The organism is Streptomyces sp. NBC_01294, assembly GCF_035917235.1.
Classification (GTDB): domain Bacteria; phylum Actinomycetota; class Actinomycetes; order Streptomycetales; family Streptomycetaceae; genus Streptomyces; species Streptomyces caledonius.
In genome coordinates this window covers 663,359-678,939 of the sequence record NZ_CP108423.1, presented here as the reverse complement: position 1 = coordinate 678,939, position 15,581 = coordinate 663,359, and the positions used below count along the sequence as shown (strand labels likewise).

Annotated in this window: 12 protein-coding genes and 1 pseudogene; 11 read left to right on the top strand and 2 right to left on the bottom strand. The window is 70.8% G+C overall.

The window, feature by feature from the left end; all coding sequences use genetic code 11:
* Positions 1–323 precede the first annotated feature (323 nt).
* The 11 genes and pseudogenes from ppsA to OG534_RS03270 all read left to right on the top strand — a co-directional run bounded on the left by ppsA (position 324) and on the right by OG534_RS03270 (position 14,070).
* On the top strand, positions 324–2,771 hold the full coding sequence (gene ppsA / locus OG534_RS03320) for a phosphoenolpyruvate synthase (protein WP_326586561.1): 2,448 nt from the start codon (positions 324–326) through the stop codon (positions 2,769–2,771).
* A gap of 50 nt (positions 2,772–2,821) precedes the next feature.
* On the top strand, positions 2,822–3,280 hold the full coding sequence (locus OG534_RS03315; protein WP_326586560.1) for an Hsp20/alpha crystallin family protein: 459 nt from the start codon (positions 2,822–2,824) through the stop codon (positions 3,278–3,280).
* Positions 3,277–3,780 carry a flavodoxin domain-containing protein gene (locus OG534_RS03310; protein WP_326586559.1) on the top strand — a complete coding sequence of 168 codons (504 nt, stop codon included), beginning with the start codon at positions 3,277–3,279 and terminating at the stop codon, positions 3,778–3,780. The genes OG534_RS03315 and OG534_RS03310 overlap by 4 nt, the downstream gene beginning before the upstream one ends.
* A gap of 99 nt (positions 3,781–3,879) precedes the next feature.
* Positions 3,880–4,473, top strand: coding sequence for an Rv1733c family protein (locus OG534_RS03305; protein ID WP_326586558.1), 594 nt, complete (start codon positions 3,880–3,882; stop codon positions 4,471–4,473).
* Positions 4,474–4,537: 64 nt separating this feature from the next.
* Positions 4,538–7,147 (top strand): cation-translocating P-type ATPase, encoded by a 2,610-nt coding sequence (locus OG534_RS03300; RefSeq protein WP_326586557.1) that lies wholly within the window; start codon positions 4,538–4,540, stop codon positions 7,145–7,147.
* A 21-nt stretch (positions 7,148–7,168) separates the two neighbouring features.
* Complete coding sequence (locus OG534_RS03295) at positions 7,169–7,468, top strand: DUF1876 domain-containing protein (protein WP_326586556.1); 300 nt, start codon at positions 7,169–7,171, stop codon at positions 7,466–7,468.
* Positions 7,469–7,646: 178 nt separating this feature from the next.
* Positions 7,647–8,549 carry a universal stress protein gene (locus tag OG534_RS03290; protein WP_326586555.1) on the top strand — a complete coding sequence of 301 codons (903 nt, stop codon included), beginning with the start codon at positions 7,647–7,649 and terminating at the stop codon, positions 8,547–8,549.
* The gene (locus tag OG534_RS03285) at positions 8,549–9,406 is read left to right on the top strand and encodes a universal stress protein (protein ID WP_326586554.1); all 858 of its coding nucleotides are present in this window, start codon (positions 8,549–8,551) and stop codon (positions 9,404–9,406) included. Before OG534_RS03290 ends, OG534_RS03285 begins: the two co-directional genes overlap by 1 nt.
* An 8-nt stretch (positions 9,407–9,414) precedes the next feature.
* Positions 9,415–11,997, top strand: coding sequence for a cation-translocating P-type ATPase (locus OG534_RS03280; RefSeq protein ID WP_326586553.1), 2,583 nt, complete (start codon positions 9,415–9,417; stop codon positions 11,995–11,997).
* A gap of 5 nt (positions 11,998–12,002) precedes the next feature.
* Positions 12,003–12,212 (top strand): annotated as a pseudogene (locus OG534_RS03275) (DUF1918 domain-containing protein); the annotation flags it as partial.
* A gap of 109 nt (positions 12,213–12,321) precedes the next feature.
* A complete protein-coding gene (locus OG534_RS03270) occupies positions 12,322–14,070 on the top strand; it encodes a sensor histidine kinase (protein WP_326586551.1) in 1,749 nt (582 codons plus the stop codon).
* Positions 14,071–14,083: 13 nt separating this feature from the next.
* Here OG534_RS03270 and OG534_RS03265 read toward each other — a convergent pair whose 3' ends face one another.
* Positions 14,084–14,806, bottom strand: a complete 723-nt coding sequence (locus OG534_RS03265; protein WP_326586550.1) for a response regulator transcription factor — start codon at positions 14,804–14,806, stop codon at positions 14,084–14,086.
* Between the two features lie 113 nt (positions 14,807–14,919).
* Complete coding sequence (locus OG534_RS03260) at positions 14,920–15,564, bottom strand: CBS domain-containing protein (RefSeq protein ID WP_326586549.1); 645 nt, start codon at positions 15,562–15,564, stop codon at positions 14,920–14,922.
* Positions 15,565–15,581 lie beyond the last annotated feature (17 nt).

Below are 15,581 nucleotides of genomic sequence, written 5' to 3'. Positions count from 1 at the left end.
CGGACTTGCCCGCCGCCTGCACGGCCTGCGCCTGTCGGGCATGAGCCCTGCGGTCCCCTGCCCGGCCCGCCATGGGCAGGTCGGCCCCTCCGAGGTACGGACCGGTCGGCCCCTCGCTCCTGTCCCGCTCGGCACTGCGGCACAGCCACCTCCAGGCGTGACCGTGGAAGCCGGATGCCGATCCAGGCTCCGTTTCCCGAAGAGGTGGCCACGATGCAGCGCATCCGTATCCAGCCCCACCAGAAGCAGCCCCACAAGCCCGCGCCGCTGGACCTCCGCACGCCGTCCGGCCGCCCGCTCCCGTACTGAGTCCGGAGGTCGTCATGGCAAGCACACGGCACGTCATTCCGTTCGCGGAACTCGGCCGACAGGACGTCGGGAGTGTCGGGGGCAAGAACGCCTCCCTGGGGGAGATGACCGCGCACCTGGCCGGTGCCGGTGTGCGCGTCCCCCCGGGGTTCGCCACGACGGCCGACGCATACGGAGAGCTGCTCGCCGGACACGGACTGCGCGGGCGGATCGAGGAACAGATCGTGCGCCTGCGCGAAGGCGCCGCGCTCGACGAGGTCGGGGCCGCGATCCGGTCGATGACCCTCGCCGAGCCGCTGCCCCCAGGGCTGCGGGCCGAGATCGTCGCCGCGTACGAGCAGCTGGGGCGCGACGAAGGACGTGCGGACCCGGAGGTCGCCGTACGCAGCAGCGCCACCGCCGAGGACCTGCCGGAGGCGAGCTTCGCCGGCCAGCAGGAGACGTACCTGAACGTGCGCGGGACCGCCCGGCTGCTGGAGTCGGTGCACCGCTGCTACGCGTCCCTCTACACCGACCGCGCCATCGACTACCGGGAGCGGATGGGCTTCGACCACCTCCAGGTCGCCCTGTCCGTCGGCATCCAGACCATGGTCCGCTCGGACCTGGCCGGCGCCGGCGTGATCTTCACCCTCGACCCCGAGAGCGGATTCCCCGAGGTCATCGTCATCAGCGCGGCGTTCGGGCTCGGTGAGACAGTCGTCAGCGGGCAGGTCGACCCCGACGAGTACACCGTCTTCAAGCCCAGCCTGAAGGACCCGGAGCTGGACCCGCTGATCGACGTACGCGTCGGAGCGAAGCGGCGGAAGGCGGTCTACGCCGAGCACGGACTGACCCGGACCGTCGACACCACCCCCGAGGAGCGCTCGCAAAGGGTCCTGACCGACACCGAGGTCCGGCTCCTCGCCGACTGGGCACTGACCGTCGAAGGGCACTACGGCTGCCCCATGGACCTGGAATGGGCCAAGGACGGCCTCACCGGAGACCTGTGGATCGTGCAGGCCCGGCCCGAGACCGTGCAGTCCCGCCGCGCCGCCTCCACCCTGCGCCGCTGCCGCCTGACGGCCGCGCCCGGTACGCCTCTCGTGGACGGCACCGCCGTGGGCGAAGCCATCGGCAGCGGACCGGTCGTCGTTCTGGACACTCCCGTCGACCTCGACCGCTTCCCGGCCGGCGGGGTGCTCGTCACCGGCATCACCGACCCGGACTGGGAACCGATCATGAAGCGTGCCTCCGCCATCGTCACCGACCACGGCGGCCGCACCTCGCACGCCGCGATCGTCAGCCGCGAACTCGGTGTCCCCGCCGTCGTCGGCACCGGCCGGGCGACTCAGGCCCTGCCCGACGGACAGAAGGTGACCGTCTCCTGTGCCGAAGGGGGACGCGGCAAGGTCTACGACGGGCTGCTCGCCTACGAGGAGACCGAGACGGACCTTGCCGGCATTCCCGCCACCCGGACGCACGTCATGCTCAACCTCGCCGACCCCTCCGCCGCTTTCCGATGGTGGCGCCTGCCGGCCGACGGTGTCGGCTTGGCCCGGCTGGAGTTCATCGTGGCGCACCAGGTCAAGGTCCACCCCATGGCCCTCCTGCACCCCGAACGCCTCGACCACGCCGACCGCTGCGCCGTCGATCAACTCACCGAGGGCTACCTCGACCGCACCCGCTACTTCACGGACCGCCTGGCGTACGGCATCGCCCGGATCGCCGCCTCCCGCTGGCCCGCCCCCGTCGTCGTACGGACCAGCGACTTCAAGACCAACGAGTACGCACGCCTCCTCGGCGGCCGTCCGTTCGAGCCGGTCGAGGCCAACCCGATGATCGGCTGGCGGGGTGCGAGCCGCTACTACAGCGACGGATACCGGGAAGGTTTCGCTCTCGAATGCCGGGCCCTGCACCGGGTCCGCGACGAGATGGGCCTCACCAACGTCATCATCATGATCCCCTTCTGCCGCACCCTCGAAGAGGCCGACCGGGTCCTGGAGGTCATGGGCGAGGAAGGCCTCAGGCGAGGGGAGAACGGGCTGAAGGTGTACGTCATGGCGGAGATCCCTGCCAACGTCATCCTGGCCGAGGAATTCGCCGAACGCTTCGACGGCTTCTCCATCGGCAGCAACGACCTCACCCAGCTCACCCTGGGCGTCGACCGCGACTCCGAAGCCCTCGCCCGCGTCTTCGACGAGACCAACCCGGCCGTCACCCGCAGCATCGAGACCCTCGTCCCGCGCGCCCAGTCCGTCGGCCGCACGGTCGGCCTGTGCGGCCAGCGGCCCAGCGACGACCCCGCCTTCACCGAGTTCCTGGTCAAGACCGGCATCGACTCGATCTCCGTCGCCCCGGACAGCTTCGCCTCGGTCAAGCAGCACGTGGCCGCCGCCGAACTGGCCCGGTACGGGGAGGGCCGAACGGCCCCATCCGGGACCCGATGGCCCCAAGCGGAGCAGCCGTCCCCCTCGCGACAGTGAAAGAAAGCAGCACAGGAAGGCGCTGACCAGGCGCCGGAACGGAGCACACCATGCCAGGAACGCACCCAGAGCGCAGGCGCAGCCCGTTCCCCGACGTGAGGGACTGGTTCGGCACCGACTTCCCCCGGTTCCCGCTGTGGCGGACGTCGTTCGACACCCACCCGATCGCGATCGAGGTGACCAACAAGGACGGGCAGTACACGCTGCGTGCCGAACTTCCCGGGATGGACCCCGACAAGGACATCCAGATCACGGTCGAGGGGGACACTCTCACCGTCAGTGCCGAACACACCGAGAGCAAGGAGGAGAAGGATCACTCGGAGTTCCGCTACGGCTCCTTCCAGAGGATTGTGCGCCTGCCCGGGCCGATCCCCTCCGACGGAGTCGAGGCAGCGTACGAGGACGGCGTACTCACCGTGCGCGTGCCGATGCCGGCCGCGCCCGAGGAGTCCAGGCGCAGCGTCCCCGTCAAGCGCACCACAGCAGATGGCAAGGGAGAGTCGTCATGACTTCCAAGCGCGTCCTGGTCGCCTACGGCACCAAGCACGGTGCGACCGCCGGAATCGCGTCCGAGATCGGCAGGACCCTGCGTGAGGACGGCCTCGACGCCGTCGTCGTCCCCGCCGACGACGTGGACGACGTACGCGGCTACGACGCCGTGGTGCTCGGAGGCGCCCTGTACGCCGGGCACTGGAGCGGCAAGGCCAAGCGCTGCGCCGAACGCAACGAGCACCTCCTCAAGCATCGACCGGTCTACCTGTTCAGCAGCGGCCCCGTCGACAGTTCCGCCGAGCAGCACGACATCGCGCCGGTGCCGGCGGTGGCCCGGGAGATGGAGCGCCTCGGCGCACGCGAGCACGTCACGTTCGGCGGCAGCATCACCTCCAGTACGCCCGGGTTCATCGCCCGGGCCATGGTCCGTGCGGGCAAGGGCGGGGACTTCCGCAATCCCGAGCGGATCCGGACGTGGGCCCACCACATCAGCGCCGAACTCGCCGCTCCCCGCTGAGCGGCCGGGCAGGATCAGAGCGCACGGAGGTGCACGATGTCCGAGGTCGGCACGCCCGGAGACGGGCCCACGCGATCGCGTCCGGCGAGAGCCGGCCGGGTGCGTCGGCTGTTCGACGGACGTCCCAACGGGCTGCTTCGGCCGGTCGACCGGACCCGGCGCCGCTGGAACGTCGTCTTCGTACTGTCCTTCCTGATCGCCTTGCTCTGCGGCGTCGTCGTCACGACGGCCGTCTGGGACTCCGAAAGCCGGACCGCCAGGGAAACGGCCCGCCACCGGCACCGGATCGAGGCGACGACGGTCGGCTCCGCGGAGCGCGCGGTCTCCAACCGCTCCGGCGGCACCTCGCGGGTGGTTGCACCAGCCGTCTGGGAGTACCCGGCCGCTCACCAGCACTCTGACACGATCTCCGTCCCGTTCGGCACTCCGGCAGACCGGACGGTCGCGATCTGGGTCGATGACGCGGGCAGGGAAGCGCAGGCGCCTTCGTCCGAAGCTCAACGCGCGCTCACGGCCGCAGCGGCGGGAGCCGGAGCTTTCGGACTGCTCGCCCTTGCCTCGGGGGCAGTGATCCGTCTTCGCCTCCACCTCGTCGAGACCCGCAGCCTGGCCCAGTGGGAGCATGAGTGGGAGGCCGTGGAGCCGCGCTGGTCCGGCAGGCCGCGGCGCGAACAGGGGCCCGGCGATGACTGAGGCAGCCACCCGGCCCCCGTCCCCCGCCAACGGGCCGCCCCCGAGCCCTGACCCTCTGGAACCGTTGCCGCTCCTGAGGCGCGAACTCGGCACCGGGCCGAGTGGACTTTCCGCACGCGAGGCGGCCCGCCGCCTTGCCGTCTACGGCCCGAACGAAGTCCGCCGCAAGGCCAGTACCTCCCTGGGGCGTGAACTCGTACGGCAGTTGGTCCACCCCTTGGCCCTGCTGCTCTGGGCGGCCGCCGCGCTGGCGTTCGTCGCAGGCATCCCCGTGCTCGGGTGGGCCATCATCGCCGTGGTTCTCGTCAATGCGGCGTTTGCGCTCCTTCAGGAGCGGCAGGCCGAACAGGCGGTGGAGACTCTGGCGAAGTACCTGCCCGAGCACGCCCTGGTGATCCGCGACGGCCGGCCCTCGGCGGTGGAGGCAAGGGAACTGGTGCCGGGCGATCTGGTCGTTCTGGAAGAGGGCGCCAAGGTTCCCGCCGACGCACGGCTGACCGAGGGAGGCATCGAGGTCGACCTGTCGATGCTGACGGGGGAGTCCACCCCCGCCGAACGCATCGCCGGCCCCGGACTCATCGGAGCACCGCTGCTGCAGGAACCCAACCTCGTGTTCAGCGGCACCGTCTGCACCGGGGGCCAGGCCCAGGCGATCGTGTTCGCCACCGGAGACCACACGGAACTCGGCCGCATTGCCGCACTGAGTCAGCGCACCCGGCGCGACCCCAGCCCCCTGGAACAGCAGGTCAAGAAGGTCGCCTGGCTCATCGCCGCCGTAGCGGTCGCCATGGGCGGCGTGTTCCTGGCGGCCGGAGTGGCCGTGGGCCTGCCGCTGACGGACACCCTCATGTTCGCGATCGGGCTCCTCGTCGCCAACGTCCCCGAGGGCCTGCTGCCGACCATCACCCTCGCACTCGCCGTCGGCGTACGCGTCCTCGCCCGCCAGGGAGCGGTGATCAAACGCCTGAGCGCCGTCGAAACGCTCGGCTCCACCAACGTCATCTGCACCGACAAGACCGGAACCCTCACCCAGAACCGCATGCGACTCCAAGCCGTGTGGACGCCGGAGCACGGAAGGGAGCCCGGCCCCTGGGACGGAGAGCTGCTGCGAACCAGCGCGCTGTGCACCACGGTCACCCGCGACGAGGAAGGCGAACTTCACGGCGACCCGACGGAAATGGCTCTGGTGGAAGGCGCTGCTGCCCACGCCGCTCCCGTCGACCTCGACGGCCGTGGCACCGGGCGCCGGGCACTCTTCCGATTCGACCCCAGGCTGCGTCTGATGTCCGTCGTCCATGCCGATGGCGTGCACGGTCTGCGCGTCATCGTCAAGGGAGCGCCGGAGACGGTGTTGCAGACCCTGGAAGGCAGTTCGGGGTCCGCGGCCGCCGCGGCGGAGGAGCTGGCGCACGAAGGCATGCGCGTCCTGGCGGTCGCCGTCCGAACCCTGCCGTCCGGTGCCGAGGTGCCGAGTCGCCGCCAGGACGCGGAGACCGGGCTCCGCCTGCTCGGGCTCGTCGGCCTGTACGACCCACCGCGTCCCGAAGTCGCCGCCGCCGTCCGTCGCTGCCACGAGGCAGGGCTCCGCGTGCACATCGTGACCGGTGACAACGGCGCCACCGCCGCGGCCGTCGCCCGCGAAGTCGGCATCGGCCTACCTCGTCTGCGGGTGGTGGCACAGTCCGAGTCGATCGGCGACCACGAACTCGACGCACTCCTCGCACCGTCGGACGCCGAAGTCGTCTTCGCCCGCTCCTCACCCGAGACCAAGCTGAAGGTGGCCGACGCCCTGCGCGCACACGGGCAGATCGTCGCAATGACCGGTGACGGGGTCAATGACGCCCCCGCCCTGCACCGGGCCCACATCGGAGTGGCGATGGGACTCTCCGGCACGGACGTGGCCCGTGAGGCGTCCACCATGGTGCTGACCGACGACAACTTCGCCACCATCGTCACCGCGATCGAATCCGGCCGCCGCGTATACGACAACGTCCGCAAGTTCATCGTCTACATCTTCGCCCACCTCACCCCCGAGGTCGTCCCCTTCCTGGTCTTCGCGCTGTCGGCCGGCACGGTCCCGCTCCCGCTGACCGTCCTGCAGATCCTCGCCATCGACCTCGGCACCGAGACCCTCCCCGCCCTCGCCCTCGGCCGCGAACGAGCCGAGCCGGGCACCATGAGCCGCCCGCCCCGCCCGAGCTCGCAAGGAGTCATCTCCCGGGACATGCTCATCCGTAGCTGGGGCTACCTCGGTACCGTCTCCGCAGTCCTGGTCATGGGCGCGTTCTTCTACGTACTGTGGCGTGCGGGCTGGCACCCGGGCGACCCCACCAGCGCGGGCAGCCCCCTGCACCACGCGTACGTCACCGCGACCACGGCCACGTTCGCAGGCATCGTCACCTGCCAGGTCGGCACCGCCTTCGCCGCCCGCACCGACCACGCGGCCCTGCGCGACATCGGCCTGTTCACCAACCCCCTGCTCCTGGCCGGCATCGCCTTCGAGCTCGCCTTCACGGCAGCCCTCGTATACGCGCCGCCCCTGCAAGGCCTGTTCGGTACCGCCGCCCTGCCGCTGGACGTCGTCGCCCTCATCGCGACCTTCCCCGTCCTCGTCTGGGGCACCGACGAACTGCGGCGCTGGGTCCGGCGCACTCACCAGCACAAGACGCCCTGACACCCATACCGGAGGCACGCCATGACACACACTGCCGAATGGAAGGTCCGTCTCTACCTCTTCGAGGAGGACCACACGACAAAGGCCCGCCTGGAACTCGACACGGGCACGAACAGGCTCACGGGCCACGGCACCGCCCGCTGCGCACCCCAGGACACCGACGTCCCGGAGATCGGCGACGAACTCGCGGTGGCTCGCGCCATGGAGGATCTCGCCCTCCAGATCAAGCGAGCCGCCTACGGTGACATGCGGCCCGCCGGTGCCCCGTCCCTCCCGGAGTCCCTCAAGCCGTACCCCGGGTGGCTGGACACCGGAGCGTGAACAGGAAGGACTGGGGGCCGGTCCGACCAGTGCGTTCGAAGGGGATCAGGGGATCTTGCACGCCGTCCTCGACAGGGACCTTTGGCCCCCATGAAGGTCCTGAGCGGCCCTCTGCCTGGCAAGGTCCTCGGTGTCAGCGTGAGATCAGACCCCCAGTGGCCCCGGGCGAGGAGGAATCATGAAGAACACCGTCAGCGGCTCGGAACTCGGCTCCGTCATCGTCGGCGTCGACGGCTCCGAGCCCGCCCGTCAGGCCGCGCTCTGGGCAGCGGGAGAGGCCGAACGCCGCGGGCGTCCGCTGCACATCGTGTACGGCGCCGACACGGATGGCCGGGCCCTCTACGTATCCGTCGAGACCATCGAGCGCGTCCGTGGCGCCGGCCGCGAACTGCTCGACGAAACCGCCGCCGCGGTCAAGGAACAGCACCCCGGCCTGGTCGCCACCACGGAATTCAGTCGTGGCGACCCCGTGGCCAGCCTGCACCGGGCGGCCGGCCTTCGCGGCACCATCGTGGTCGGCAACCGGGGTCTGGGCGGATTCAACTCGCTCATGCTCGGATCCGTGGGCCTGAAGGTCGCGGCCGGCGCGAAGACGCCCGTCATCGTCGTCAGGGGAACCGACAATCGCGCCGAGAGCGGCACGGTGCTCACCGGGGTCCGTGACGAGCACGACCTGGACTGTGTCCGTCACGCGGCGCGGGAGGCCGAGCTCCGCAAGGCCGAGCTGCGGCTGCTCCACGTGTGGAACGTGCTCGAGTCCGTCGGCAGCGTGGTGACCATGATGGACGACGTCACGGAGCTTGCCGACGAGGACGTCCGGCACCTGACTGCGGTGACCGAGCAGATCCGCCAGGAGTTCCCGGACCTCACCGTGCGGGCGGACGCCGAGAAGAGCGTGTCCGTCGCCGGTGTCCTGGTCGAGGCCTCCCGACACGCCGACCTGCTGGCCATGGGCGGACGGCGAGCGTCCGCTTATCTGGGACCCACCCTCGGGCGGCACACCCACAGCCTCGTGCACCACTCCCACTGTCCCGTGCTGCTCATCCCGCGCCACACGGACAAGCACGGAGACGCATCGTGATGGCCGCCGCCGAACGCCGCGAGATCGTCGTCGGCATCGACCCGGCCAGGGACTGGCACCTGCCCCTGGCCTGGGCGTCGGACGAGGCCCACCGTCGTGGGCTCCGGCTCCGACTCGTCGTGACCGTGCCTCCGCCGCACCAGAAGCGGCAGGTCAATGGCACCCCTCGCACCACGGCCCTGCACCAGGCGGGCTCGGAAGCCCTGGCATCCGGTACCGAGTGGGCGAGGGAACGGCACCCGGGGGCCGACGTGGCCACCGATCTGATCGAAGGATTCCCCGCCCCCGCCATCGGCCGCCTGTCCCACCAGGCCTGCATGCTCGTGCTCGGATCCCGCCACCTGAGCCGGACCGCGGAGTACTTCAGCGCCGGTTCCACGGTGGTCCCGGTCACGGCCCAGGCGCACTGTCCGGTCGTCGTGGCCGGAAACCCCGAGCACATCACCCAGCAGCCGCCCTACCTGGTCGTGGGCATCGACGGCAGCGAGTCCTCCAAGGCCGCGCTCGCGCTGGCCTTCGAGGAAGCCGACCTGCGCGGCGCCGCACTGCGCGCCATCGCGGTATGGCAGCCGCCGGTCTTCCTGCTCCACGACGAGGAGGTCGCATTGCAGGCCCAGCGGCGGATGCTGTCCGAGGCCACGGCCGGCTGGTCGCAGAAATACCCGGATGTGGTGCTCTCCCACGAGATCCCGATCGGACATCCGGTCGAGGAGCTCGCGGAGGCCGCCGAACACGCCCTGGCGGTGGTGGTGGGCCGCCGCGGACGCGGAGGCTACTCCGGCATGCGCCTGGGCTCCGTCGTCCACGGACTGCTGCACCGGGCGTTCTGCCCGGTGATCACGGTTCCGGCCGGATAGGAACCGCCATGGCGATGACCCCGGCCACCGCGGAGGTACCTGTCCGCACGCCCGACGGCCTCACCGACGTCGAGGCGGAAAGCCGACTGGCCGAGCACGGCCGCAACGAGATCCCGCCCGCCCCGGCGACACCCTGGTACGCCAGGGTGCTGGCCCAGCTGCGCGATCCGCTGATCATGGTGCTCCTGGGCGCGGTGGTACTGACGATCGCGATCGGTGACCACGCCGACGCGGTGGTCATCGCCGTGGTGATCGTCGTCAACACGACCGTGGGCGTCGTGCAGGAGACCCGTGCCGACCACGCCGTGGCCGCTCTCTCCGCGATGTCGGCACCAAAGGCGCGGGTCCTGCGGGACGGCGCTCCGCGCGAGGTCCCGGCCGCCGTCGTGGTGCCCGGCGATGTCCTGCTTCTCGCCGAGGGTGACATCGTGGCGGCCGACGCCGATGTCACCGAGGCGTCCGCCCTGATGATCGACGAATCCATGCTCACCGGGGAATCCGTCCCCGTGGACAAGGAGGACGATTCGACGGTGGGCGCGGGGACCGTGGTCGTGCGAGGCCGGGGTGTGGCGACTGTGAGGGCCACCGGCCCCGACAGCGCGCTCGGCCGGATCGCCGCCCTCCTCGACACCAAGCGGGAGCCGACACCCCTGCAACACCGTCTCGCCTCGCTGGGGCGCATCCTGGCCATCGTCACCCTGGCCCTCTGCCTGGTGGTCTTCGGCCTCGGGCTCGTACAGGGCCTGCCGCTCGGAATCATGGCGGTGACGGCGATCAGCCTCGCCGTCGCAGCGGTCCCGGAATCCCTGCCGGCCGTCGTGACCCTGGCCCTCGCACTGGGAGCCCGGCGCATGGCGGCCCGGCACGCTCTCATCCGCCGGCTCCCCGCCGTGGAGACCCTCGGCTCTGTCACCGTCCTCGCCACCGACAAGACCGGCACCCTCACCGAAGGCCGCATGGTCGTCCAGCACGTGTGGACGCCACGGGCCGCCGTCGACTTCTTCGGAGTGGGGTACGAACCGCAGGGAGACGTCCTGGTCGAGGGCAGGCAGCCGACGGCGGCCGAGCTCGGCCCCGTACAGGAGCTGCTGACGGCCGCGTCGCTCTGCAACGACGCCTCCCTGCGGCGGCCCCAGGGAGAGCCCCCGGACGAGGGCCGCTGGACCGCGGTCGGCGACCCCATGGAAGCCGCTCTCTTGTCGGCCGCAGTCAAGGCCGGGTGCGGCGAGCCGGAGCCTCTCAGGCGCACCCACCCCAGGACGTGGGAGATCCCCTTCGACAGTGGGCGCAAGCGCATGACGACAGTCCACCGCCTGCCATCCGGCGGCGCCCTGGTGTGCCTGAAAGGTGCCCCGGAGGTGGTGCTGGACGCAGCCGTTCTCGCCGACCGCACCGACCTGGTGGCCGGCGCCCGGCAGCAGGCGGCGATCCTGGCCTCCCGCGGATACCGGGTGCTCGCTGTGGCGTCCGCCGAACACGCCGAGCAGCCAAACAGCGCGGAGACGGCCGAAGCGGGGCTGAGGCTCTTGGGCCTGGTCGCCATCAGCGATCCGCCGAAGCCCGCGGCAGCGGCCACTCTCGCCGCTTGCCACGCGGCCGGCATCACCCCGGTCCTGATCACTGGAGACCATCCGGCCACGGCACGCGCGATCGCCGTCCGCGTGGGCCTGGCCGACGCGGACACCGATGACGAGACCGTGGTCAACGGCCCCGATCTGGCGGCCGGCCGGGTCGCCGACCTCACCGCCGCACGCGTCTTCGCCCGGACCGATCCGCAGCAGAAGCTCGACATCGTCGACGCCTGGCGGGCCAAGGGGGCCGTCACCGCCATGACCGGCGACGGGGTCAACGACGGCCCCGCCCTGCGCCGCGCCGACATCGGGGTGGCCATGGGACAGCGGGGCACAGAGGTCGCCCGCCAGGCTGCCGACCTCGTGCTGACCGACGACGACCTGTCGACTGTGGTCGCGGCCGTCGAGGAGGGCCGGCGGGTCTACGACAACATCCGCCGCTTCCTCGTCTACGGCCTGGCCGGAGGCGCCGCCGAGATCCTCGTCATGTTGATCGGCCCCCTCCTCGGCCTTCCGCTCCCGCTCAGGGCGGGCCAGATCCTGTGGATCAACCTCCTGACCCACGGGCTGACCGGGGTGGCCATGGGCGCCGAACCGGTGGACCCGGAGGCGATGCACAGGCCCCCGAGGCCGCCCGGCCAGCACATCCTCGGCGCGGGCGCCTGGCAGCGCCTCGTGGTGCTCGCCGCGGTCGTCACAGCCGCCTGCCTCACCGCCGGGACGGTCGCACGGGCCTGGGAGCTGCCCTGGCAGAGCGTCCTCTTCCTTTCCCTGCTCGCTGCACAGCTCGGCGTCGTGCTGGGCCTGCGAACCCGCCTGCTGACCCGGGAGAACCTGTTCCTGCCCCTGTCCGTCCTCGCTTCCGCCCTGCTCGGGGCGGCAGCGCTCTACCTTCCGCCGCTGCAGTCGGTTCTGGAGACCGAACCTCTGGGATGGCCGGGCCTTGCCCTGGCATCAGCCGCCCTCGTGAGCGGCTTCGCGGCAGCCCGACTCGCACGGCACGCATTCCGAAGGAGCTGATCATCATGAAGGCGCACGCATTCGAGCACGGTACCCACGCCCGCGTCGGCGACGAGATAGTCGTGGGCGGTCCCTCGGTGGGCCAAGCGGGTCGCGACGGCGAAGTCGTCGGTCTGCACCACGACGACGGCACCCCGCCCTACGACGTCCGCTGGTCGGACACCGGCAGGACAACCCTCTTCTTCCCCGGGCCGGACGCACACATCCGGCATCTCGGCGCGGACGACTCAGGCTGACGCCTTCAGCCTGCGCGGGAAGGCGGTGGCGGGGATACGGTGAAGAAGCAGGCCGGACTTCCCCCTGGGCACCGCTTGGAGGTATTGCATGGGCGGGGACGAGCAGGGTGCCATGCGTCCGGGGGTACCGCGGCTCCGGCTGGACGAATTGCTCGAAGAGCTCCAGGTCCGCATCGACGAAGTGCGCGGCACGCGGGACCGGCTCAACGGGCTCCTTGAGGCCGTGATGTCCGTTGGCCGGGAGCTCGACCTCCCCCAGGTCCTGCGGGGCATCGTCGAAGCCGCCGTCGTCCTGGTGGACGCGGAGTACGGCGCCCTCGGCGTCATCGGCGACGACGAGAAGCTCGCCCAGTTCCTCCCCGTCGGCATCAGCGACGACCTCCGGGCCGAGATCGGCGACCTGCCCTCCGGCCACGGCATCCTCGGCGAACTCATCCGCCACCCCGAGGCCCTTCGGCTGTCGGAGTTGTCCGATCACCCCGCCTCCTACGGGTTCCCGGCCCACCACCCCCCGATGCACTCCTTCCTCGGCGTCCCCATCCGGGTCCGCGAGGACGTGTTCGGCAACCTCTACATGACCGAGAAGCGCGGCGGCATCGACTTCGACGAGGAGGACGAGGCGGTCCTGTCCACGCTGGCGGTGGCAGCCGGCATCGCCATCGAGAACGCCCGCCTCTACGAGGAAGTGCGTCTCCGGGAACGCTGGCTTACCGCCAGCTCCGACTTCACCAGCGCTCTGCTCTCCGGCTTGGCCGAAGCGGAGGTACTGGAGGGCATGCTGGAGCGGGCCCGCGACATCACGGGAGCCGACATCGGCGTCTTCTACCTCGTGGGCCAGGGCGGGGAACTGCGCGGCTCGCTGGCGCTGGGAGACGGCGCCGAGGCGCATCGCGGCATCGTGCTGCCCAGCAGCGCGGGAACCCTGGCAGCAGCCGCCCTCGGCGAGGAGGACGGACTGATCACTGTTGCCGACGTCGGAACCGAGGTCCGGATCACGGTGCAGCCGGAACGCTGGAAGGGCTTCGGCCCCGCCGTTGCCGTCACGGTCGGCACCAAGGAGAAGCTGAGCGGCGTCCTCATCCTGGCCCGCAGGTGCGGCCGCCCGGCGTTCGCCCGCGCCGAGATCGCAGCCCTGCCCGGCTTCGCCGGCCAGGCCGCCCTGGCCCTGGAGCTCGCCGACCGGCGCCGGGACACCGAGCAGATGAGCATGCTGGCGGACCACGACCGCATCGCCCGTGACCTGCACGATCTCGCCATCCAGCGCCTCTTCGCCACCGGCATGACCCTGCAGAGCGCCCGACGCTTCGTCGAGCATCCCGAGGCCTCGGAGCGGCTCGCCCGCGCGATCGACGACCTGGACGCCACCATCAAGATCATTCGCTCGACGATCTTCGGACTCCGCGAACACGAGGTGCCCGGGGTCACGCCGAAGCTGCGGCTGCGTGCTGTCCAAGCCGTGGAGGAGGCCGCCCGGACACTCGGCTTCGCCCCGGCCCTGCGGATGGAGGGCCTGATCGACACCGACGTACCCCTCGAGACCGCGGACGAGGCGCTCGCGGTGATCGGGGAGGCACTCACCAACGTGGCCCGCCATGCACAGGCGGGCCGCGCAGAAGTGTCCCTCTCGGCCGTCGAGGGCGTACTGACCGTACGGGTCACCGACGACGGAGTGGGAATGGCACAGGGAGGCCGTCGCAGCGGGCTCCGCAATCTCGCCGAGAGAGCCGAACGCCTGGGCGGCGAGCTCTCCGTATCGGCGCACGGGTCGACCGGGCGCGGGACGAAACTGGAATGGCGGGTACCGCTGGATGGAGGCGACTTCCCACCCCCCGGGTGACCCCCGTCGACACTCAGCTCCGGCCCTTGCCGTGCTCCGACTCGTGCCCGCGCCCGTGTTCGTGTTCGTGGACCTGCGCGGCGAGGACGGCGGCCTGCACCCGGCGCTCCACCCCCAGCTTGCCCAGCAGCCGCGAGATGTGGTTCTTGACCGTCTTCTCGGACAGGTACAGCCGCTTGGCGATCTGCGCGTTCGTGAGGCCCTCGCCGATCAGTTCGAGCACGGAACGCTCCCGCTCGGAGAGAGCGGCCAGCCGATCGTCGTCCGGAGCCTTGACGGTCTCCGGGTCCCTCAGCGAGTGCATCAGCCGAGCGGTCGTCGCAGGGTCCAGCATGGACTGTCCGGTCGCCACGGTCCGTACGGCCGAAACCAGGTCCGACCCCTTGATCTGCTTGAGGACGTAGCCGGCCGCTCCGGCCATGATCGCGTCGAGCAGCGCGTCCTCGTCATCGAACGAGGTCAGCATCAAGCAGGCGAGATCCGGCATCCGCGAGCGCAACTCGCGGCACACGGTGATCCCGTCGCCGTCGGGCAGCCGGACGTCGAGCACGGCGACGTCCGGGCGCAGCGCCGGCCCGCGGGTCAATGCCTGCTCGGCGGTCGATGCCTCGCCGATGACGTCGATGTCGGGCTCCGCGTCCAGCAGATCGTGCAAGCCGCGGCGTACGACCTCGTGGTCGTCCAGGAGGAAGACCCGGATGGGGGCCTCGGCGGAGGTTGCCGGTCCGTCGGACATGTACGCCCCTGTAGTCGATCGGCTGTGCGTACGTCTCGTACGAATTGTCTCAGTGGAGCGGGCGGATGCACCTTGTGGCGCGCCCCAGAGCCCAGCGGGGCGGCCAAGGGGCCTCAGGCAGCTCCGGCGGGCTGCCCTTCCAGCTCCATCCTCACGTCCACAACGCCTTCAACGGCACGGATGGCGCGGGCCACCAGCGGCACCAAGGCGCGATTACGGAGAGATCCGCGCAGGGTGACGACACCGTCCGTCACCGATGCCTGCAGATGGACCGGGGGAGCGAGTTCGGCGAGAACCACGTCGCGGATCTCCTCCTCGATCTCCTCGTCGGGGCGCAGGAAGACCTTGAGCAGGTCGCTCCGGCTCACGACCCCCTCCAGCATCCCCACGCCGTTCACCACGGGGAGGCGCTTCACGCGCTTGCGGGCCATGATCTGGGCAGCTTCGGCGAGCGTGGCGTCGGGGTGCACAGTTACGGCCGGACTCGACATCAGCTCCTCGGCCAGCACACCCCCCGCCTTGGAGGCCTCTTCCAGCTGATCGGGAAGCCGGGGGTCGTCCTGCCGGAACTCCTCCTTCGGCAGCAGATCGGCCTCGGAGACCACCCCCACGACACGCCCCTCGCCCTCCAGGACGGGAACGGCGCTGACCTTCCACTGGTCCATCAGCTCGACGATCTCCTTGTACGAAGCCTCACGGCCGATGGCCACGGCCGTATGGGTCATCACGTCGCTGACGGTGTACCGGGACGCGGGCATGACGCCCTCCTCACTGC

Coding starts and splice junctions, on each gene's coding strand:
- OG534_RS03295 (WP_326586556.1), top strand. CDS start 7,169: ATGACACACACTGCCGAATGGAAGGTCCGTCTCTACCTCTTCGAGGAG.
- ppsA (WP_326586561.1), top strand. CDS start 324: ATGGCAAGCACACGGCACGTCATTCCGTTCGCGGAACTCGGCCGACAG.
- OG534_RS03310 (WP_326586559.1), top strand. CDS start 3,277: ATGACTTCCAAGCGCGTCCTGGTCGCCTACGGCACCAAGCACGGTGCG.
- OG534_RS03260 (WP_326586549.1), bottom strand. CDS start 15,564: ATGCCCGCGTCCCGGTACACCGTCAGCGACGTGATGACCCATACGGCC.
- OG534_RS03285 (WP_326586554.1), top strand. CDS start 8,549: ATGGCCGCCGCCGAACGCCGCGAGATCGTCGTCGGCATCGACCCGGCC.
- OG534_RS03270 (WP_326586551.1), top strand. CDS start 12,322: ATGGGCGGGGACGAGCAGGGTGCCATGCGTCCGGGGGTACCGCGGCTC.
- OG534_RS03290 (WP_326586555.1), top strand. CDS start 7,647: ATGAAGAACACCGTCAGCGGCTCGGAACTCGGCTCCGTCATCGTCGGC.
- OG534_RS03265 (WP_326586550.1), bottom strand. CDS start 14,806: ATGTCCGACGGACCGGCAACCTCCGCCGAGGCCCCCATCCGGGTCTTC.
- OG534_RS03280 (WP_326586553.1), top strand. CDS start 9,415: ATGGCGATGACCCCGGCCACCGCGGAGGTACCTGTCCGCACGCCCGAC.
- OG534_RS03315 (WP_326586560.1), top strand. CDS start 2,822: ATGCCAGGAACGCACCCAGAGCGCAGGCGCAGCCCGTTCCCCGACGTG.